16 protein-coding genes are annotated in these 19,727 nt (G+C 73.3%); 5 read left to right on the top strand and 11 right to left on the bottom strand.

The features are described from left to right. Window positions 1-91: 91 nt before the first annotated feature. A complete protein-coding gene (locus tag AB0E90_RS50415) occupies window positions 92-1,276 on the bottom strand; it encodes an NAD(P)/FAD-dependent oxidoreductase (protein WP_360420799.1) in 1,185 nt (394 codons plus the stop codon). After that, window positions 1,273-2,910 (bottom strand): FAD-binding protein, encoded by a 1,638-nt coding sequence (locus AB0E90_RS50410; protein WP_360420797.1) that lies wholly within the window; start codon window positions 2,908-2,910, stop codon window positions 1,273-1,275. Before AB0E90_RS50410 ends, AB0E90_RS50415 begins: the two co-directional genes overlap by 4 nt. Before the next feature lie 51 nt (window positions 2,911-2,961). Between AB0E90_RS50410 and AB0E90_RS50405 the strand changes: the two genes are divergently transcribed. After that, a complete protein-coding gene (locus tag AB0E90_RS50405) occupies window positions 2,962-3,513 on the top strand; it encodes a helix-turn-helix domain-containing protein (protein ID WP_360420795.1) in 552 nt (183 codons plus the stop codon). On the opposite strand, the gene AB0E90_RS50400 is transcribed toward AB0E90_RS50405, so the two are convergent. Next, entirely contained in the window at window positions 3,510-4,817 is a 1,308-nt protein-coding gene (locus tag AB0E90_RS50400; RefSeq protein WP_360420793.1) for an LPXTG cell wall anchor domain-containing protein, read from the bottom strand. The genes AB0E90_RS50405 and AB0E90_RS50400 overlap by 4 nt on opposite strands. A 298-nt stretch (window positions 4,818-5,115) precedes the next feature. Between AB0E90_RS50400 and AB0E90_RS50395 the strand changes: the two genes are divergently transcribed. Then, window positions 5,116-5,940, top strand: coding sequence for a hypothetical protein (locus AB0E90_RS50395; protein ID WP_360420791.1), 825 nt, complete (start codon window positions 5,116-5,118; stop codon window positions 5,938-5,940). 112 nt (window positions 5,941-6,052) lie between these two features. On the opposite strand, the gene AB0E90_RS50390 is transcribed toward AB0E90_RS50395, so the two are convergent. The 8 genes from AB0E90_RS50390 to AB0E90_RS50355 all read right to left on the bottom strand — a co-directional run bounded on the left by AB0E90_RS50390 (window position 6,053) and on the right by AB0E90_RS50355 (window position 15,234). Then, the gene (locus tag AB0E90_RS50390) at window positions 6,053-7,033 is read right to left on the bottom strand and encodes a Gfo/Idh/MocA family oxidoreductase (protein ID WP_360420789.1); all 981 of its coding nucleotides are present in this window, start codon (window positions 7,031-7,033) and stop codon (window positions 6,053-6,055) included. 96 nt (window positions 7,034-7,129) lie between these two features. Next, complete coding sequence (locus AB0E90_RS50385) at window positions 7,130-8,131, bottom strand: chitinase (RefSeq protein ID WP_360420787.1); 1,002 nt, start codon at window positions 8,129-8,131, stop codon at window positions 7,130-7,132. A gap of 67 nt (window positions 8,132-8,198) precedes the next feature. Further along, window positions 8,199-8,918 carry a cellulose binding domain-containing protein gene (locus AB0E90_RS50380; RefSeq protein WP_360420785.1) on the bottom strand — a complete coding sequence of 240 codons (720 nt, stop codon included), beginning with the start codon at window positions 8,916-8,918 and terminating at the stop codon, window positions 8,199-8,201. Between the two features lie 13 nt (window positions 8,919-8,931). After that, window positions 8,932-9,306 (bottom strand): DUF742 domain-containing protein, encoded by a 375-nt coding sequence (locus AB0E90_RS50375; protein WP_360420783.1) that lies wholly within the window; start codon window positions 9,304-9,306, stop codon window positions 8,932-8,934. Further along, window positions 9,303-9,710, bottom strand: coding sequence for a roadblock/LC7 domain-containing protein (locus AB0E90_RS50370; RefSeq protein ID WP_360420781.1), 408 nt, complete (start codon window positions 9,708-9,710; stop codon window positions 9,303-9,305). Before AB0E90_RS50370 ends, AB0E90_RS50375 begins: the two co-directional genes overlap by 4 nt. 24 nt (window positions 9,711-9,734) lie before the next feature. Then, a complete protein-coding gene (locus tag AB0E90_RS50365; protein ID WP_360420779.1) occupies window positions 9,735-11,417 on the bottom strand; it encodes a nitrate- and nitrite sensing domain-containing protein in 1,683 nt (560 codons plus the stop codon). Further along, entirely contained in the window at window positions 11,414-14,197 is a 2,784-nt protein-coding gene (locus tag AB0E90_RS50360; RefSeq protein ID WP_360420777.1) for a LuxR C-terminal-related transcriptional regulator, read from the bottom strand. The genes AB0E90_RS50365 and AB0E90_RS50360 overlap by 4 nt, the downstream gene beginning before the upstream one ends. Continuing rightward, window positions 14,194-15,234 (bottom strand): hypothetical protein, encoded by a 1,041-nt coding sequence (locus AB0E90_RS50355; RefSeq protein ID WP_360420775.1) that lies wholly within the window; start codon window positions 15,232-15,234, stop codon window positions 14,194-14,196. Before AB0E90_RS50355 ends, AB0E90_RS50360 begins: the two co-directional genes overlap by 4 nt. A gap of 223 nt (window positions 15,235-15,457) precedes the next feature. Here AB0E90_RS50355 and AB0E90_RS50350 point away from each other — a divergent pair, with 223 nt between their 5' ends. From AB0E90_RS50350 to AB0E90_RS50340, 3 genes are read left to right on the top strand one after another with little or no spacing between them, the layout of a single operon-like run. Next, a complete protein-coding gene (locus AB0E90_RS50350) occupies window positions 15,458-16,339 on the top strand; it encodes an IniB N-terminal domain-containing protein (protein WP_360420773.1) in 882 nt (293 codons plus the stop codon). Window positions 16,340-16,358: 19 nt separating this feature from the next. Further along, window positions 16,359-18,302 (top strand): dynamin family protein, encoded by a 1,944-nt coding sequence (locus AB0E90_RS50345; RefSeq protein ID WP_360420771.1) that lies wholly within the window; start codon window positions 16,359-16,361, stop codon window positions 18,300-18,302. Then, window positions 18,299-19,726 (top strand): hypothetical protein, encoded by a 1,428-nt coding sequence (locus AB0E90_RS50340; protein ID WP_360420769.1) that lies wholly within the window; start codon window positions 18,299-18,301, stop codon window positions 19,724-19,726. Before AB0E90_RS50345 ends, AB0E90_RS50340 begins: the two co-directional genes overlap by 4 nt. Window position 19,727: the final 1 nt, after the last annotated feature.

Raw genomic sequence — 19,727 nt, 5'->3', positions numbered from 1 at the left:
CCAGCCGTTGCCAGTCCTCATCAGTCAAATCACCAGCCACGACGAGACAACGATCGATCATCGCAACCAGTGATGATCCGTCAGATGCGCCCTAGCCGGCCACCAGCTTGCCGATGTTTTCCGGGGCGAAGAACTCGGCCGGTGGGGTCACGCCCGAGTTGAGCCGGGCGAAGGCGTCCATGGCCGGCTGCTTGCCGGCGATCGCCGAGACCAGGCCGATCATCTGCTCGTCCGGCGGCTGCAGGGAGGCGATGCCGAGGGTCATCTGGTAATGCGGCATCGCGCGGGCGTCCCGGCGGGACTGGTAACCGGCCAGGGCCTCGCCGAACGGGGCCGTGCCGCTCAGCGTCTCGTCCAGCGCGCGGGCGAGGTGCTCGGCGTCGAGGAACGCGTCGGTGATGCCCTGCGCGGTGATGAAGTCGCGGCTGTAACCGGCGTCGCCGACCAGCGCCCAGCCGTCGCCGAACGGGACCCGGAAGTAGTTCGGCACCGAGGCGCCGACGATCCGCTCCTCGCGCTTGGCGTCCCGGATGCGCTCGGTGAAGGCCGGTGACGTCGCGAACGTCTCCATCAGCGTGGCCTCGACGTCGTCGCGGTGCTCGGCCAGCTCGGCGTGCGGCCAGCCGCCGATGACCAGGGTCAGGCCGTCGTTGGTGGGGCACACCGCCCAGCCGCGGCCGGGCCGGCTGTACGCCTCGAACGTGTCGGTCGGCAGATTGCTCCAGTACGAGTAGTAGCCGACCGTCAGCGGGGCATGATCCTCGTAGGCCGGGGCCCCGACGGCCTTGGCGACCACCGAGTTGCGACCGTCGGCGCCGACCACGACGCGGGACCGCTCGGTCACGCCGCCGCCGCGGATGCCGGTCACCTTGCCGTCGTCGAAGACCAACTCCTCGACGCTGAAGTCCTCGCGGACCTCGACCCCGGCGGCCACTGCGGCGTCCAGCAGGATCTTGTCGAGCAGGGTGCGGCGCGGGGCGTACGCGTACGGCGAATCGGGTGTGCCCGGCGCCCCGGCCAGGGTGAGCGGCCCGAAGTCGAACGAGTAACGCCCCACCGGCGGGCAGCCGGTCGCCACGACCTGGTCGAGCAGGCCCCAGCGCTGCAGCGCGGAGGCGCCCGGCGGGTGGATCACGTGGGTCGACACGGTGTCGCTCGGGAACGTCTGCCTGTCCAGCAGCAGCACCCGGTAGCCCTGGCGGGCCAGCAGCATGGCGAGTGGCGAGCCGGCGCAGCGCGCACCCACCACGATCACGTCGTACGTAGCCTCGGTCACCGCACCATTGTGGAGGATGCCATGTGGCGGGCGGCGCGCAGGCCGAACACCACGGCGGGGCCGATGGTCGAGCCCGGGCCGGGGTAGGTGCGGCCCATCACCGAGGCGGAGTTGTTCCCCGCGGCGTACAGACCGTCGATGACCGTGCCGTCCTCGCGCAGCGCCCGGCCGTCGGCGTCGGTGAGCACGCCGCCCTTGGTGCCGAGGTCGCCGATGACCACCCGGTACGCGATGAACGGGCCCTTCTCGAGCGGGCCGAGGCACGGGTTCGGGTGCACGGTCGGGTCGCCGTAGTACCGGTCGTAGGCGGAGTTCCCGCGGCCGAAGTCGCCGTCGACGCCGGAGCGTGCGAAGCCGTTGAACCTCTCCGCGGTGGCCCGCAGCCGCGCCGGGTCGACCCCGATCCGGCCGGCCAGCTCGTCCAGGGTGGCGCCCTTCGCCATGATCCCGGCCGCCCGCATCGCCTTGTTGTTCTTCGGGTCCAGGGCGAACGTGCGCAGGTAGCGGCGGGCGTGCCGGACGTCGGCGATCATCCAGTACGCGCCGTCCTTGTCGTGCTCGAGCATGTGGTGGCCGAGATCGACGTAGGACTCCGACTCGTTGGCGAACCGGTCACCCCGGGCGTCCGCGATGATCGAGTACGGCAGGGAGCGCTCACCGACGATGAAGGCCGGGTCGTGGCCGGGGGTCGCTGCGATGGAGCCGCCCCACCAGGCGTCGTCCATCAGCTCGACCGCGGCGCCGGCCTCCTGGGCGATCTCGATCGGGCGGCCCAGGTTGGCCGGGTTCCCGGAGGGGGCACCGTCGATGCCGTGGAACTTGCGCCGCCACTCGACGTTGTGGTCGAACCCGCCGCCGGCCAGCATCACGCCGCGGGTGGCGTGCACCGTGACCGGCTGCCCGTCGCGGGTGATCCGGATCCCGGTGACCCGGCCGTCCTCGACCACCAGCCCGTCGAGCGGGGAGTTGAGCCACAGCGGCACTTTCTGCCTGATCACCAGGGCGTGCAGGAACGACGTGGACAGCCCGGCGCCGATGCCGACCAGGCGCTGGCCGCGGGCGACGCCGCCGAGCGCGCGGAACACGAACTTGGCGCCGCGGAAGAACCCCGCCGGGGTCGACCAGGCCCGGCCGAGCAACCACACGTCGTCGGTCTTGATCGGCATGCCGGCCGGCGCGCTGATCGTCTTCCACCAGTCGCCGATGATCTTCGCGTTCAGCGGCTTCACCTCGATCGCCCGGCCGATCTTGCCGCCGGGCAACTCCGGGTAGTAGTCGGGGTAGTCGGTGGAGCGGGCGAAGACCATGCCGTACTTCTCGGCGGTGGTGACGAAGTCGGTGATGCCGTCGACGAAGGCTTCCTTGCGCTCGCGGGAGGTGGAGCGGCCCGGCGTGCCGACGGTGGCCTCGAGGTAGGTGAGCGCCTCGGCGCGCGAGTCGCCGACCCCGGCCCGGCGCATCAGCGGGTTGTCCGGCAGCCACATGCCGCCGCCGGACATCGCGGTGCTGCCGCCCCACTTGGCGCTGCCCTCGACGATCAGGACGCTCAGGCCCGCGTCGACCGCGCCCATCGCGGTGGCGAAGCCGGCGCCGCCGCTGCCGACGACAACGACGTCAAAAGTGTGCTCGCTCATGGACGGCCTCCCTCTAACCGGACAATCATGTCCGGTTGCTACCGTACAAGAATGCCCAGCTCAGGCGGTCGCGTCAACAGGGGTCCCGCCGCGGCCTCAGAAAACCGGCAGGCGATCCTCGACGCGGCGCGCCGGCTGTTCACCGCGCGCGGCTATCACGTGCCGCTCAGCGCGATCGCTAAGGACGCCGGGGTCGGTCAGGGGGTGCTCTACCGGCACTTCCCGACCCGGCTCGACCTGGCGTTCGCGGTCTTCGAGGAGAACTTCACGCAGCTCGAGGCGATCGCCGCCGACCCGGGCGCGGGCGCCTTCGGCCGGCTCTGGGACCGCATGGTGCGGCTCACCGTGGAGTCGGCCGCGTTCGTCGAGATGGCCGTCGACGCCCGGCGCAGCATGTCGTCGTACTCCGGCGGCGAGCGCCTGCAGGTCCTGATCCGCGACACGCTGCCGCGGGCGCAGGCGGCCGGCCTCGTCGACGCCCGGATCACCGTCGACGACGTGCTGCTCGCCCACCGCATGATCTACGGCGTGATCACGACCTCGGTGGAGCCGGCCGACCTCGAGCCGGCTGTCGAGCGAGCGTTGCAGCTGCTACGCCGCTAGAGACGCCGGCGCCTGGCCGCCAGCATCAGAGCGGCGCCGGCCAGGAGCAGGGTCGCGCCGCCGAGCGCGAACCACGCCACGGGGGCTCCGGTGATCGGCAGTCCGCCGCCGTCGCTTCCGCCGCCGCCCCCGTTGCCGGTGCTTCCCGCGCTGGGCGTCGCGGATGGGCAGGTGTGCTGCTGATAGCTGGCGAAAGCGTCCTGGCCGGACACCGCGACCGCTGCCGTCGCGCCGGCCGCGAGCGGGATCTCGACCGTGGCGACGTCACCGCGGGTGAGGGTGACGGTGTTGACCGTCTCGTCGCCCGCCGTCACGGTGAACTCCCGCTCGGCGCCGTAGTTCGTGATCGTCGCGGTGATGGTGGTGCAGGTGGCCTTGTAGGTGACCGCTGCCTGCTCGGGCCGGGCGCACACGGCCGGCTCGTCGTACCCCTCGATCTGGCTGAGAACCTGCGCTACGTAGGGATCCTGGGTGCCGTCGCGCAGCCCGCCCTCCGTAGCCAGGACGGTGTCGCCCTTGACCACCGGCGCGTACACGGTGAGCTTGCCGTTGGCCGGTAGCGTCCCCAGCCAGGCCGGTGTCGGGGTCTGCGGGATCGGGCCGAACTCGCGGAAGATCGCCAGGCTCTGGTCGGCGATCGCCTCGCTGCCGACGTCCCAGCGCACCTGGTTGCCGCACAGCGCGGTGAGCCGGGAGGTGAACACCCCGCAGCCGGTCGGCGGGATCGGTGGCAGCACCGCGTACGGCAGCGGGGCGTCGGGCGTCCCGATCACCAGGTAATCACTCCAGGTGCCGACGAAGTCGTGCTCGGCGCCGGCGGCGATCTCCACGAAGTCGGTGAACTGCTGCCAGATCCCCGAGGTGCTGACCTGCACCGCGGTGGCGCCGTCATTGCGGACGTGCACGCGGCGCTGCTGGGACTGGGCGCAGGTCGGCTCGGCCGACACCGTCGCGGTCAGGTGCGTGGTGTCGCACGCGGCCGGCCGGTGGTAGACGACCTGGCCGTCCAGGTTGCCCTCGTGGTTCAGCCGGTAGGTGTGGCCCTCCTTCGCCGGCTCGTGGGTCTGGTTGTCGCCCATCAGCGACTTGCTCCACACCCGTTTGCCGTTGTCGAAGAACTCGAACAGGTGGGTGTCCGGCGAGGACGTCCGCATCACCACATCGACGAAACCGCACCCGATGAACACCCCGTGCTGCAACGTCGCCGGCGGGGCGGGTTCGGCGTGGGCCGGCCCGGTTACGGCCGCCGAGAAAGCGACAAGCGATCCGAGTACGACGAGGGAGCGCCGAATCCAGCCAGTCATGATCTCTCCCGGGAAGGCAGCGTTGCCCGATGTGACGACTGTCTATACCACAGCCAGTCGCGCGGGCGTACATCTGACAATTCGGCGCGTGGCGGTTTCGGTGGCTTTGTGGGGGTGGCTGACCAGCGGCGTTGTGGACCTTGAGGGGAAGACGAATATCTAGGCAATGGGGTGATTAATTTCGAAATGGCGGTCGGTTGATTTAGGTGTTTGTCAATTCAAAGAATCATTGAACTCGGGTCGAATGTTGATCCGTAATGCGTGGCGTCAAGGAATTCCCCGAAGGAGGGGTTGCGCCATGAGAAGGAAATATCGCCGGGGCGGCGCCCCCGGCGCTCGGCGAAGGTTTTCCGGCAAAGCGGTGCTGGTGTCGGCGACGGTGGGCGTGCTCGCCGCCGGCACCGGGATCAGCCTGGCGGCCACCCAGGGCGGAAGCAGCGGCTCGTCGGTCACCTGCATCGCGGTCGCCGACGCCGCGGCCGGCGCGAACTCGGCGCTGTCCGACGTCTTCGCGGTCGGCACGGCGCTGCACCTGACCAGCGCCGGCCGCGCCATCGACGTCAAGGTCAGCGGCCCGATCACCGCAGCGGCCGCCACCACGGCGCCGCCGGGAAACGGCGCGACGACCGCGCCGCCGGACGGCAGCGCGACGACCGCCCCGACAGCGTCGGCGTCAGCCTCGGTCGGCGCAGGCGGCGGAAAGCATCGCACCCACCGCCACAAGCCTGCCGCCTCCGGCAAGAGCGGAGGTGCGAGTGCGAGTGCGAGTGCGGACGCGGCGTCGGGCAAGAGCAGGAGTGCGGGTGCGGCGTCCGGCAAGAGCGCGGGCGCGAGCAAGGGCAGTAGCGCGGCGACGAGCAAAGTTGGCGCGACGCGGTCTGCCGACCCGGCGGCCTCGGTGCCGCGGGTCGCGGTCAAGGCGGCGGCCAACGACGGCGTCGAGCCGAACTCGGTGTGCGTCAAGCTTTCGAAGAACGCGTTCAACACCCTCGGCGGTGTCGCCGACGGCAACAACGTCGGCGCGTTCATCGCCACGATGACGACGTCGGCCGCGACCGCGACCAACGCGACCGCCGGCCAGGGCACCGCCGACGGTCGCAAGCATCGCGGCGGAGGCCGATGACCGACGCGTAGCGACCGGAAAATTGGCCGCCGCGCGACCGGCTCCGGTCACCGCGACCGGAGCCGGCCGCTGTGTGGCGGGTGCGCGCTGTGCGGTGGGTGCTGTGTGGCGGCTACTTCCAGGTGGCGCGGTCGAAGCCGGCCGCATCGTAGATCGCGTCGATGGTGGACATGTTGGCGATCGGGTCGTCGCCCTCGGTCGGCAGCGGCGAGCCGGTGCGCAGCGCTTCGAGGACGGCTTCCAGTTGGTGGTCGTAGGTGGTGCGGCCGGCCACGGTGGAGACCCGCGGCACGCCGTCGATCTCCAGGTGGATGCTGTGGCCGGCGGACGGGAAGACGATGTTGTCGACCAGCAGCGTGCCGCGTTCGCCGGTCAGGGTGAGCGCCGACCGCAGCGTCACGCCCTCGGCCATGCTGCACTCGACCGTCGCCGCCACCTCACCGGGGAAGATCAGCTCGGCCTGCATCGAGATATCCGCGCCGGAGGGGTTGTCGGTCGAGAGGGCCCGGTTGACGATCGGCGGGCCGGCCAGGATCGAGCGCAGCCAGTGCACCGCGTAACACCCCAGGTCCATGAGGGCGCCGCCGCCCAACTCCGGCTCGTGCCGCAGGGTCCCGGGCGCATACGGGGTGGCGCCGTCGAACACTGCCTGGGCCCGCACGATGCGGCCGAGCACGCCGTCGGCGACCATGTCGCGGATCCGCTCGCTCAGCGGGTGGTAGTGGTCGTGGAAGGCCTCGATCACCCGGTGGCCGGAGTCGGCGGCCGCCGCGATCACCCGGCGGGCCTGGGTGGCGTTCATGGTGAACGGCTTCTCGCAGAGCACGTCCTTGCCGGCCTGCAGGGCGGCGATCGTCCAGTCGGCGTGCATCGACGGTGGCAGCGCGTTGTAGACGAGGTCGATCCCGGGGTCGGCGAGTAACTCCTCGTACGAGTCGTAGGCGCGTTCGATGCCGTGCTCCGACGCGTACGCCTGGGCGCCCGACCGGGAAGCGACCGCCGCAACCACGACGTCGTCGCGGCGGCGGACCGGGAGCAGGACGGCGGCGCGAGCGATGCCGGCCGCGCCCAGAAGTCCGATCGCCGTCGTCATCGCGGGTCCAAACAGAGCGTCATCTCGGGTCCAACCAGAGTCGGGAGGGCGGGATCAGGGATTCCAGTTCCGCCCAGAACTGTAGTGCGGCCGCGGTCACCCTGAGTAGGTAGCGAAGATCTTGCTGAACTCGTACGGCTGCTGGCTGATGTTCGTGCACATGTAGAGCGCGCCGGTGCAGGCGTTCTTGTCGCGGCCCAACTCCCAGAAGCTCAGCATGCCGAGGTGCTTACCTTGCGCGAAGGTGACCAGCTGGCGGGCGTCGGCCTGGTCGTAGATGTGGCCGTCGTCGTTCTGCCCGAGCATCGGCGTCACTCCGACCATCTTCCACGCCTGCGCGTCCGAGTAGCCCGGGTAGAGCGACTTCACCTGGGCGAACGTCGCGTTCGCCGCGTCGACCGCGAAGTTGCCGTAGTCGCCGGTGCGGTAATAGTCCATCGCCATGACGTTGACCAGGTCCACGCTGACCCCGGCGTCGCGGGCCGAGCGGATGACGCCGAGGCCGTCGGCGGTCAGGCCCTCGGGCAGCACCGGCAGCGTGAACGACACCCGCAGGCCCGGGTTCGCCCGCTGCAACGCGGCCAGCGCCTGCGACCGCCGGGCCACCGACGTGGGATCGGCGGTGGCGGCGCCCTCGATGTCGAGGTCGATGTACTTCAGGTTGTACGCGCTGACCACGGCCTGATATTCGGCATGCAGCGCGGCGACGCTGGTGCACGCCTGCGCCAGCTCGATGCCGGTGGCGCCGCCGAACGAGATCTTCACGTCGCCGCCGCGGGCGCGGACCGCGTCGATCTGGTCGCGCGCCCAGCCCTGCCGTGGGTCGTAGGCGTTGAACCACATCGCCTTGCACGCCGACGCGGTGATGAACGCGAGCGTCACGTTCTTGAGGTTGCCGCCGGTCACCATCGTGGACAGGCTCGGCGTCGGCCACGCGCCCAGGTCGACGTACGGGGCGTGGGCAAGCCCGTTCGTCGCCGGGGGAGTGGTCGGTGTCGTGCTGTCGCAGGCGCCTAGGTCCTCCCAGAGCGAGGCCGCGGCGACCGGGTTCCAGCCGGCGCCCGCGGCCAGCGCCACCCAGCGTTGCACGTGCCTCATCGCATCTCCTTCGGCTCGGAGCAAGTGCATCGAGCCTGATGGATGTCAGAGAAAACTGTCAACACTCTTAATTAAGGCCGGTGCACGACTCCCCGCCGATCTGGCAGGCGGTCGGCTTGGCGTCGATGAGGGTCGCGCCGAGCACGTCGAAGACGACCACCGCCGACGACCCGGCCGGGATCCGCCGGGTGTCGTCGGTCGGCGTGAAGGTCCACACCGTGCCGTTCTGCTCGACGGTCGCGCCGCTGACCGCCGAGAGCTGCAGGGTCGAGCGCGGCATCGTGACGGTCAGCGTCCAGCCATCCGCGGTGGCCGACCCGTCGCTGGTGACCGTCACGTTGGCGCGGTAGCCGAGCAGTCCGCCGGGCGTCGCGTAGGCGGCGGCCAGGTGCGCCTTGCCGGCCAACGGCGGGACGCTCGCCGTCACCGTCTTCTCCGGCGTGCGGGAAGTGCGCGGAGCGGACGTGGCCGGCGTGGTGGGCGTGGCCGACGGCTTTGTCGTGGCCGGCGTTGCGGCGGCGGGCGTGCTCGTGGCGGGCGCGGCGACCACCCCGCCCGGTGGCAGGTCGGCAAGGTGGTCCGGGGTGCGCAGCACGGCGCCCACCACCAGCGCAGTGATGCCGGCCGCGACCAGCACGCCGGCGACGAGCCAGACGATGGCGGCCCGGCTGCGCGGCTTCCCGCTGCCGCTTTTGCTGCCGCTTCCCGGGAGATTGGCGTTCTGCACGGCGGTGGCCAGGCCGAGCATCGCATCCAGCAGCACCACCGAGGGGGAGCGGCGGGTCATCGGTGGTCCCTTCCTAAAGAGCGTTGAGGCCGCTGAGCAGCCGTTGCAGTTGCTGCATGGTGGGCGCCTCGGCGGCGTCGCGGGACTTCGGGACGGCCACCAGGCCGGCGTCGCGCAGGTCGCCGAGGATGACCCGGACGGTGCCGAGCGGCAGGTGCAGCCGGGCCGCGATCTCGGACACCGACACCGGCTTGTGCAGCAGCCCGACGATGGTCTTCTGCTCCCGGGACAGGTCGTCGTCCGGGGTCCTTCCGGGCACCCGCTGCACGATCGCGCCGAGCGTGAAGTCGGAGGCCTGGGTCTCGGTGCGGCCGCCGGTGAGCGCGTAGAGGCGGACCAGCGGCCCGGCCTCGGCGTCGTACCAGACGTCCTCGGCGGCCGTGGTCATGGAGTCTGCACCAGGTCGGCGTTGGTCAGCCGGATGCTCAGCCGGTCGGCGAACCAGGCGATCTTCTCGCGGGTGCCGGCCAGGTCGCTGACCGCGTCGAACAGCACCGAGAGCAGCGCGCCGGGCGCCACCGGCAGCACGACCAGCATCCGGTAGTCCGTCTCGACCAGGCACTGATCGACCCGCCGCCCGCCGTTGTTGCGGTTGGCCGCCTCCGCCACGGCGTGCAGCCCGGCCGCGACGGCGGCCAGGTTGGTGGCCGCTGCCGGGTCGGTGACGGCCGCCATCGACAGCTCGAGGCCGTCGGTGGACAGCAGGACCACGGCCTCGGTGCCGGGCAGCGCCGCGGCCAGCTCGTCCAGGAGCGGACCCACATCGGTCATGGCGAGGAAACGGTCGATCACTGGGCCTCCGTCTTTCGTGCGGTGTCACTGGTTCCGGCGGCTGCCAACCACGGGTAGATCTACGGTTGTCGAGGTCGCATCGCTCACCTCGTTGATCCGCGCGCGCATCCGGGCGACCCTACTCAATGGCGGCGCGTCCGGCCCGGGGCCGTCGTCCCCGGGATCGGTGATCAGGTCGGCCGGCAGGACCACCGTGGCGACCAGTCCACCACCCGCGCCCGCCTCGAGCCGGACGGTGATGTCGTGCCGGGCCGCGAACCGGCCGATCGCGTGGAAGCCCCACCAGACGCCGTCCGCCGGCGGTTCCTCGTCGGCCATCACCTCCTCGGCGGTCGCGAGGTCGAGCTCGCTCATGCCCGGCCCCACGTCGGTGATGGTGAACGTGTAACCGCCGTCGGCGTCCCGGACGCCACCCACCCGCACCCGGGTGTCCGGCGGGGAATAGGTGGTGGCGTTGTCGATCAGCTCGGCCAGCAGGTGCATCACGTCGGTGATCGCGCTGCCGGCCAGCCCGGCCGGGGCCACCTGACCGGTCGACACCCGCACGTAGTCGGCGATCTCGGCGCCGGCCCCGCGGGCCACCTCGGCCAGCGGCATCGGCCGCCGCCAGCGCCGCCCGGGGGTGCCGCCGGCCAGCGTGATGGCCTTCTCCACATTGCGCCGGATCCGGGTGGCCAGGTTGTCGGCCCGGAACAGGTCGCCCAGCGTCTCGTCGTCGGACTGCCGCCGCTCCATGGTGTCGAGCAGGCGAAGCTGCCGATGCACCAGGCGCTGGCTGCGCCGGTGCAGGTCGAGGAGCAGTTCCTGGCGGGCCGGATTGGTGTCCGGGGGAGCGGCCGCGGCCGGAACCGCCTTCTCCGGCGTCACCCGGCGGGCGAACAGGAACGCGCCGATCACCGCGATCAGCCCGACGCCGGCGATCAGCCCGGCGTAGACGATCGCGGCGACCGAACCCGGAGTGGCCGCCAGCATCTGCTGATCGGCGCGGGCCTCGGCCGCGCGCAGGTCGGCGATGGCCGGGTCGGCGGCGGCGGTCCAGGCCGCACCGGTGATCGCGGCCGCGCCGGCCTTGGGCAGCAGAAGCTGGCGCTCCACGGTCTCGAGCTGCTCGTACCGGGCGGCCGAGCTCGCCTGGCGGACGCCGGTCAGCGCGCCCACCCGCAGCCGGTCGGTGTCGGTGACGCCGGTCGTCGCCAGCGCCCCGGTGACCAGCGCGTCCTCCTGGGCGAGCGCCTCCCGGGCCCGGCCGAGGGCGGCCAGTGTCTGCGCCGACGGCAGCCACGGCGCGCCGAGACCGGCCTCGATGATCCGGCTGTATCCGGTCACGACGTCGGCCCGCAACGCCAGGCCACCGTCCACCCGCCCGCGCAGGGCGCCGAGGCCGTCGAGCCGGCGGTGCAGCTCATCGACCGAACGGGCGGCGTCGGCGGTGATCAGCCTTCCCGCCCGCGCGTCGTCCAGCGCGGTCCGGGCCCGGTCGGTCCGGGCGCGCTGGGCCGTCAGCGGCGCGGTGTCGCCGCCGGCCCGCAGCGTGGCCGACATCCGGCGTTCGGCCTGCAGGCCGACCACCACCCCGTCCACCGCGTGCCCGATCCGGTCGGCGGTGCTCCGCTGCCGGATCTGGTCGACGGCGGAACTCACGGCGGGCCAGGCGGCGGCCAGCCAGAGCAGGGCGAGCAGGGCCAGCCCCGCGCTCCATCGCTTCATGCCACCGCTCCCGGGGTCTCGGCCAGCAACTCTCGCAGGCGGGCCAGCAGCTCCCGCCGGTCGGTGCAGCCGAGCCGCTGCCGGATGCGGGCGATGTGGTGCTCGACGGTCTTGGCCGAAAGATAGAGCCGGTCCGCAACCTGCTTGTACGTCATACCGGCCAGCACCAGCGCGGCCACCTCCCGTTCCCGGTCACTGAGCAGTTGTTCGGCCGGCTCGCCCGGTTCCGTCGCGCCCGGCCGGCCCTGAATCGTCCGGGCACAGTCGAGCAGCAGCGCCATCGCCTTGCGGTCTGTCGTGCGGATCGCGGCCTGCCCGGCCAGCCGGGCGCCGTCCCAGGTCAGGCCGAGCGCGGCCAGATCGCGGGCGGCCACCTCGACCTGGTCCGGGTCGATCCGGTCGGTCAGCACCGCCAGCCAGCCCTGTGCCGCCGCGGCCAGCGCCGCCGGGTAGGGCCCGGCGCCGCGCATCCGGTCGAGCGATGCGGCCTGCCGCTGCGCCTCGTCCGGTTCCTCGGCCAGGATCGCCGCGTGCAGCCGGCTCCAGTGCAGCGGGGCGCTCCACAGCGGCGGGTCGCCGAGCCGGTCGAGCAGCCGCCCGGCCTCGGCGAGGTGGGTGGCCACCCGGCGGTGCTCGCCCAGGCGGGCCGCGGCGACGGCGAGCTCGCCCAGCGGAAGCAGCATGAACAGGTCGACCGGCTGCCCGATCAGGATCTGGCAGGCATCCGGCCAGATGGCGCGCAGACCGACTAGATCGCTGTCGCGCCGGGCCAGACCCACCCGCAGCCCGGCGGCGAACAGCCGGTCCCGCCCACCCGCGGCGGCGAAGCCCCCGTCCCGCCCGCCGGCCGCGGCCGCCTCGGTGACCAACCGGCCGGCCCCGGCGAGCTGCCCGCGCAGCATCCGGCACCAGGCCTGCAGCAGCAGGTGGCGCGGTGCGAGCAGCGGCCCACCGAGCCCGGCGGCCACCGCCCGCTCCAGCGTTGCCTCGGCAACGTCCAGGTCAGCGCTGTGCAGCCCGACCAGCGCGGCCAGCGCCGCCGGGCTGTCCGGAAGCAGCACCCCGACACCGGCCGGTTCCAGCACCGACGCCGCCTGGACCAGGGTGGACAACGCAGCGGCCGGCGCGTCGGTGAGCGACTCGCGCACGCCCCGGGCCATCAGGCCGGCGGTGGCATGCAGCAGCGTCGGCGGCCCATCGGCAAACGAGAGACCTCGGTCGACCCCGCCGTCGCTGCGCCGGCCCTCGCCAGGCCAGCTTTCGCCGGCCCGACTGTCGCCCGGTCCGCCCTCGCGGGTCCGATTGTTGCCAGGCCCGTCTTCGCCGGTCCGGGTGTTGCCGAGTCCGCCCTCGCGGGTCCGATTGTTGCCAGGCCCGTCTTCACTGGTCCGGCTGTCGCCGAGTCCGCCCTCGCGGGGCCGGTCGTTGCCAGGCCGGTCTTCGCTGGTCCGGCTGTTGTCGCGTCCACCTTCGCGGGTCCGGTCGTTGCCGAGACCGTCTCCGTTATTGCGGCCGTTGGTGGGTCTGTCTTCGCGGGACCGGTCATCGTCGCGCCGGCCTTCGTCGTTCCGGCTGCTTCTGGGCCTGCCCTCGTCGTGCCGGCTGTCGTCGACCTGGCCGGTTCCGGTCAGTGCGACGGCGCGGAAGTTTGCGCCCGGGCCCGGCCCGGTCCAGCGCAGCAGGTCGGCGGCTCGGTCGAGCTGGCCGCGGTGGGTCAGGGCCACGGCGGCCACGTAGGCGGCCTCGGCCTGCTGCGCGGGTGATCCGGTGGCCACGGTGCGGTCGGCGAGGCGGGCGGCCAGGTCGAGGTCGCCGGTGAGGGCGGTGGCCAGCGCGCGCCGGGCCGCGGCCGGGCGGCCTGCCTCGGCCGCGGCCGCGAACAGCCGGGCGGCCAGGGCCGGGTCGTTGCCGAGTGCCTCCTCGCCGGCCGCCTCGAACGCCGGGCCCAGGCCGGCCGGCGCCGCCGTGGCTCCCTCGGCGCGTTCGGGCAGCAGATGCCGCACCAGCGGCAGCACCGGGCCGCCGCGGGCCATCTGCAGCTCGGCCAGGCGCTGGCGCACGCCGACGCGCTGGGCGATCGGGCCGAGCGCGGCGATCGCGTAGCGGGCCAGCGGGATCAGCTCACCGCGGCCGGTCAGCATCCCGGTCGCCTGGCCCGCCGCGACCAGCTCGGCGACCGCCTGCTGGTCGGCGCCGAGCAGCGTCGCGATCAGGTCGAACGAGCCGCCGGCCTCGACCGCCAGCAGCAGCGTGCGCAGATCGGGGCCGAGCTCGTCGAGCTCCGGCGCGAACGGCGCCAGCGCCGCGGCCGGGACCCGGGCCGGCGGTTCCGGGCCGGTGAGCGTGGGCACCAGGCGGGAGACGTAGCGCGGGACGCCACCGGTGAACGCGGCGATGAATCCCGCCAGCCCACGAGGCATGTCCCGGATCTCGTCGACGGTCAGCGCCGGGAGAGTCGTCACCGGCCGGTTCCGGCGCAGCACCTCGGCCAGCCGGGTCAGCGCCGCCGGGCGTGGCCACGGGCGGTAGGCCACGATCAGCCGGGCCGCCGGTTTCTCGGCCAGCTCGGCCAGCTCGTGCAGGCGGTCGTCGCCGAGGCGGTGCGCGTCGTCGACGAGCAGCGCAGTGTCGCGGGTGCCGGCCTCGGCATAGACCTGGGAGAGCTCGGCGAGCAGCGTCGACTTGCCGAAGCCGCCGGGCGCGCAGACGGCGGCGGCGATCGGTGCGGCGGGGTCGGCCCGGGCGTCGCCAAGAAGCTGGATGCGCAGCTGGTCGCTCATCGGCGTCCCACCTCCGGCCCGGCGACATGCAGCGGCGGACGGGGCGGCGGCGTTCCCGGCCCGGCACCGGCGACGGCCGGCCCGGCGACGGCCGGCCCAGCGGTGACTAGCTCAGCGGCGACCGGCACCAGATCGGTGGGCAGCGCCGCCGGCCCGGCATCCGGTCCGGCCGGAGTCGACTGCAGAAGAGGGAAGGGCCGCGGTGGCGGGGTGGGTCGCGGGATGGGAGCCGGGCGCAGGGACACCGCGGCGCCGCACGCGATCGTGTGCCGAGGATCGTCGTCACGCAGCACCGGCGCCGCGATCGCCTCGGCGAGGACCTCGGCCACGATCGGCCGGGTCGTGCCGCCGCCGGCCAGCAGCACCGCGGACAGGTCGCCGAGGTCGACGCCGGCCGTGCGGGCGGTGCGCCGCAATAGACCCAGCACCACGGCCAGGACCGCGCGGCTCTCGACCGGCCCGCCCTCGGCCAGGTCATCGCCGCCGACCTCGTCGTCCTCGGCGGCGGCCAGGAGCTCTAACCGCCCTGGGCCGCCCGGGATGACCAGCGACACCTCGGTGCCGAGCCCGCCGATCCGGCAGACCGCGACCGGCCGGCCCTCGGCCGGGTGCCGCCCGGTGGCCCGGTGGCGCTCGACCACGGCGCGGGCGCGGGTCATCAGCACCACATCGCTCATCCCGGCGTCGCCGAGCGCCGCCCGCAGCAGACCGAGCCGGCCTGGACCCCAGCTGGTCGGGTAGGCCAGGGCGATGCCGTCGGGCGCTTCCTGTTCACGTGCCCAGACCGCGTCGGCCGCGCCCCGCGCCTGCTCGACCAGGAGTGCCTGCGGCGTCACGAACAGTTCGTCGGTGAACACCGGCACCTCGTCGCCGCATCGCCGGAACAGCCCGCCGAGGGCGGGCGGGACATCGGCCGGCGCCGGCTCGGGTGGACCCCACCCGACCAGGTCGGAAGAGCGCCGGCACACCGCTGTCCGGGCGGTGCCGGATCCGATGTCGACGCCCAGCAGGTACGGCACGTAGTGGCTCCTCGCCATCGGACAGTCGGTGGCCTGTCGGGGGACCACATGTTCGTACCAGACCGGGCATCCGGGGGTCTTCCCCCAAAATCATGCCGTTCGATCCCCCAAACCCCCAACGCCGGGGTGGGCGTTTCCCGGCAATCCCCTAACCGCCGATGGGGGAGCCGTCCCCGATCCCCCCGGGACGGCCCGGCCCATAACGTCGTCGGCAAGCTCGTCAGACAGGAGACAACCGCCCATGGAGTCATCCCCCACGTTGCAGGACTTCGTCCTCAACCTGATCTACGACCCGGTCGCCCGGGACGCCTTCGAGGTCGACCCGCACGGCACACTGCAGGAGGCCGGGCTCGGCGACGTGACCGCCGCCGACGTGCAGGACGTGCTTCCGCTCGTGCTCGACTTCGCCCCGCTGCAGGGTCTGAGCAGCATCGACGGCGTTTCCCAGGTGGACAGCCTGACCACCGGCGTGGCCAACCTCGACATCGCCGGCGCGGCCGCGCACCTGCAGACCATCACGGCGCAGCTCGGCGGCACCGCCTCGCACGTCACCGGCGACCTCAACGTGGCGGCGGCCGGCGCGGTGACGGTGACGGCCGACCACCTGGTGTCCGGCGTGCTCGGCGGCGGCCTGAGCTTCCACGGCGACGGCGGCAACTCCGGCTTCCACGGTGCCGGTGGGCTCGACAGTTTGGGCGGCTTCCACGGCATCGGGGGGCTGTTCGGCCAGGACCCGGGGGCCGGTCTGGATGCGGGCGTGGCGGTCACCGCGCCGGTGGACCACCACGCCGTGACCGACGTGACCTACGGCGTCGAGAGCGTGGTCCCGCACGTGTCGGCGGGCCTGACCGGCTCGCTCGACACCACCGTCAACACCGTCACCGGATCGATCGACCTTGACGTCTCCGGGGTGCACGGGGCAACCTCTTCGGTCGTCGGCTCCGTTCTCGGCCCGGACCTGACGGGTGGCCTGCTGCCCGACAGCTCGGTCGTGGACAGCACCATCTCCGGCGTCGACCACTCCGTGTCCGGCGTCCTGGGTGGCGTGACCGGCACGGTCGCCCCGGACCACGCCCACGACGGCCACGGCCTGCTCGGCGGACTGGCCGGTCTCGACTTCTGAGCCCAGGGAAAGGCGTCTGATGCAGAGATGGGAGGCCGGACCCACGGCCTATGCGGGTCCGACCTCCCCCGTCCGGCCGGGCCGGACGGAACTGGGCGCCCTGTCCGCGACCGCCGCTCCGGCGTCGCTGTGGCTGGACGTGCTCGACGCGACGATCCGGACCTGCCAGGAGCACGGGCGGACCGACCTGGTGGCCTGGCTCTGGCAGCGCCGCGCCCAACTGCTGCACCCGCATCTGCGGGTGCTCGTGGTCGGCGCCGCCGGGCAGGGCAAGAGCCAGCTTATCAACGCGCTGATCAATGCCCCGGTGTGTGTGGTCGGCGAGGGCCGGGGCACCACGGTCCCGACCGTGGTGCGGCACACCGAGGCGCCGACCGCCCACCTCATCGTGCGGGCCTCGCCCGAGGCGGCCTGGACACCTGACGCCGGCCCGCAGGAGCACATCCCGCTCGCGCTGGACCGGCTGGCCGACGCGCTGACCGAGACCGTCGCGATCCAGCCCGCCACGATGGCCGGCCGCCTGCATGCCGACGTCGGCGTGCCCCGGGCGCTGCTCGCCACCGGGCTGCAGCTCATCGACACGCCGCCGCTGCCCGGCCTGCCCACCGCCGCGCCCGCCGCGGTCGCCCGGCTGCGCGAGCTGGCCACCGACAGCCGCGCCGACCTGGTGCTGTTCGCCTGCGAGGCGGGCCGCGAGCTGAGCGACGCCGAGGTGACGGTGCTGGCCGACCTGGCCCGGCTGTTCCCGAGCCTGGTGGTGGCGTATACGAAGACCGACTACGCGGCGCACTGGCGGCGCGGTCTGGAGGCGAGCCGGATGCGGCTGGTGCAGGCGGGGGTGCCGGCCACCGTCGTCCCGCTCTCGGCCACGCTGCGCGCCCGCGCGGTGCAGACCGGCGACGCCGCGCTCAACGGCGAGTCCGGCTTCCCCGCCCTGATCGGCCTGCTCGAGGCGACCGTGGCGGCCAAGCCCGACGGGCTGGCCCGGGCCACCGTCGGGGTGCTCGGCCGCACCGTCACCGAGCGGCTCGCCGTCGTGCTGCGCGACGACCTCGACGCCCAGCGCGCCGAGAGCGAGACCTCGCACGCGGTCAAACGCCTGCACGACACCCAGCGCCGCCTCGACGAGCTGCGCCGATGCACCACCCGCTGGCAGACGCGACTGTCCGACGAGGTGGCCGACCTGATGTCGGACATCGAGCACGACCTGCGCGAGCGCACCCGCGCGGTGATCGCCCGCGCCGACGAGACGTTCACCGACTCCGATCCGCTGCGGGTGTGGGACGAGTTCGAGCAGTGGCTGCGGGAGGCCCTGCTGGAGGTCGCGCAGACCAGCCTGAACTGGCTCGGCGACCGCGCCGAGTGGCTGGCCCGGGCGGTGGCCGCGGAGTTCCCGCCGGAGCTCGGCGACGTGCTGCCGACCTGGGTGCCGGGCGTGCAGAACGACCCGAACGATCGGGTCACCGAGCTCGAATCGCCGCAGGTGGAGCGGTTCACGATGACCCAGAAGCTGTTCACCGGCCTGCGCGGATCCTACGGCGGCGTGCTGATGGTCGGCCTGGTCACCAGCCTCACCGGGATGTCGCTGATCAACCCGATCTCGCTGAGCGGCGGCGCCCTCTTCGGCGGCAAGAGCATCCGCGAGGAGGGCAAGTCGCTGCTGCGGCGCCGCCAGGCGGCGGCCCGGGCCACCGTGCGGCAACACGTCGACGAGATCTTCGTGGGCCTGGCCAAAGACACCAAGGATTCGGTACGCCGTATCCAGCGCGCCCTGCGTGACCACTTCACCGCCGTCACCGAGGATCTGCAGGAAGCGATCATCGAGTCGCTGCGCAGCGCCAAGGCCGACGCCGAACGCGAGGCGGCGGTGCGCGAGGGCCAGGCGCGGCGCACCGAGCAGGAGCTCATCCGGCTGGCCGGGCTGCAGAAACAGGCCCTGGCCCTGATGCCGGGGCCGGGGTGACCGGGGCGGCGCTGGCCGAGCGGGCGGGCCGGCTTCTCGACGATGCCGCGAGCGTGTTCCGGGGCCACGAGCGCGCCGAGGCCTGGCTGCGCCGGCACCGCGAGCGCCTGGCCGAGCCGCTGCGACTGGCCGTGACCGGCCCGCCCGGCGCCGGCCGGTCCACCGTGGTCAGCGCCCTGATCGGCGAGGACGTGGCACCCGTGGTGGTGGCCGGTGCGCCCGGGGCGCCGGTCTGGTTCCACGACGGGCCGCGGCCGCTGGCGCGGGTGATCCGGCCGGCCGCGCCGCCGTGGTCCGCGCCGATGCAGCGGGCCACCCCGGGCCACGTCGTCGCCGGGCCGGCTGAGGACTGGGCCGGCGACGAGGACTGGGCCGGGGCCGAGATCTCCCAGGTGGTGGTGGAGTGGCCGTGCCGCGCGCTGCGGCACACCCGACTGCTCGACGCGGGCAGCCTCGAGACCGACGACGCCGATGCGACGCTCTACGTCACCCGGCACCTGGGCGACGACGACCTCGCCACGCTGCAACGGGCGCACCTGGGCCGGGCGACGGGCGCGTTACCCGTACACCTGATGGTGGTTCTGTCCCGGGCCGATGAAGCCGCCGGTGGCCGGCCCGATGCGCTGCTCGCCGCCCGGCGGATCGCTCGCCGCAGGCGGAAGGAGCCGCAGGTCGCCGCGCTCTGCCAGGACGTGCTCGCGTTGTCCGCGCAGACCGCGCTGGCCGGGCGGAGCCTGCGCGAACCGGAGTTCGCGACGGTCGCCGCGCTGGCCGCCCTGCCCCGGGCCGACGCCGATGCGGCCCTGCTGTCCACCGACCGGTTCACCGGCGCTGATCTTCCCGTTCCGGTGCAGCAGCGCGCGGACCTGCTGCGGCGGCTCGGGCTCGGCGGCGTGCGGCTGGCCACCACGCTCGTGCGCACCGGCTCGCGGAACCGGGCCGCGCTCGCCGCCCAGCTGGTGCGGCAGAGTGGGCTGACCGAGCTGCAGGCGTCGGTCGGCGACCTGTTCACCGCCCGGCGTGACGTGCTCAAGGCGCGGACCGCGCTGATCGGCCTCGACCAGCTGCTGCGCGCCGAGAGCCGGCCGCAGGCCGCCTACCTCGCCGCCGAGCTGGACCGCCTGGTGGCCGGCGCGCACGAGTTCCGTGAGGTGCGGCTGCTCGCCGCGCTCCGCACCGGCCGGGTCACGCTGCCGGCCGAGCTGGCCGTCCAGGCGCGGCGGCTGGCCGGTGGCGAGGGCGCCGCGCACGCCGAACGGCTGGGTCTGCCGGCCGAGACCCCGCCCGAGCAGCTGTGGCCGGTCGCCGCCGAGGCCGCCGGCCGCTGGCACGAGCAGACCCGCGCGGCCTCCACCGCGGCCGGTCGCCGCGCCGCCGAGGTGGTCCTGCGCAGCTGCACCGCCATCCTGAACGACCTGGGCTGAC

It is taken from the genome of Actinoplanes sp. NPDC026619 (assembly GCF_040638295.1).
GTDB lineage: Bacteria > Actinomycetota > Actinomycetes > Mycobacteriales > Micromonosporaceae > Actinoplanes.
Note: the sequence above shows the minus strand (reverse complement) of the source record. Positions and strands in the feature narration are given on the sequence as shown.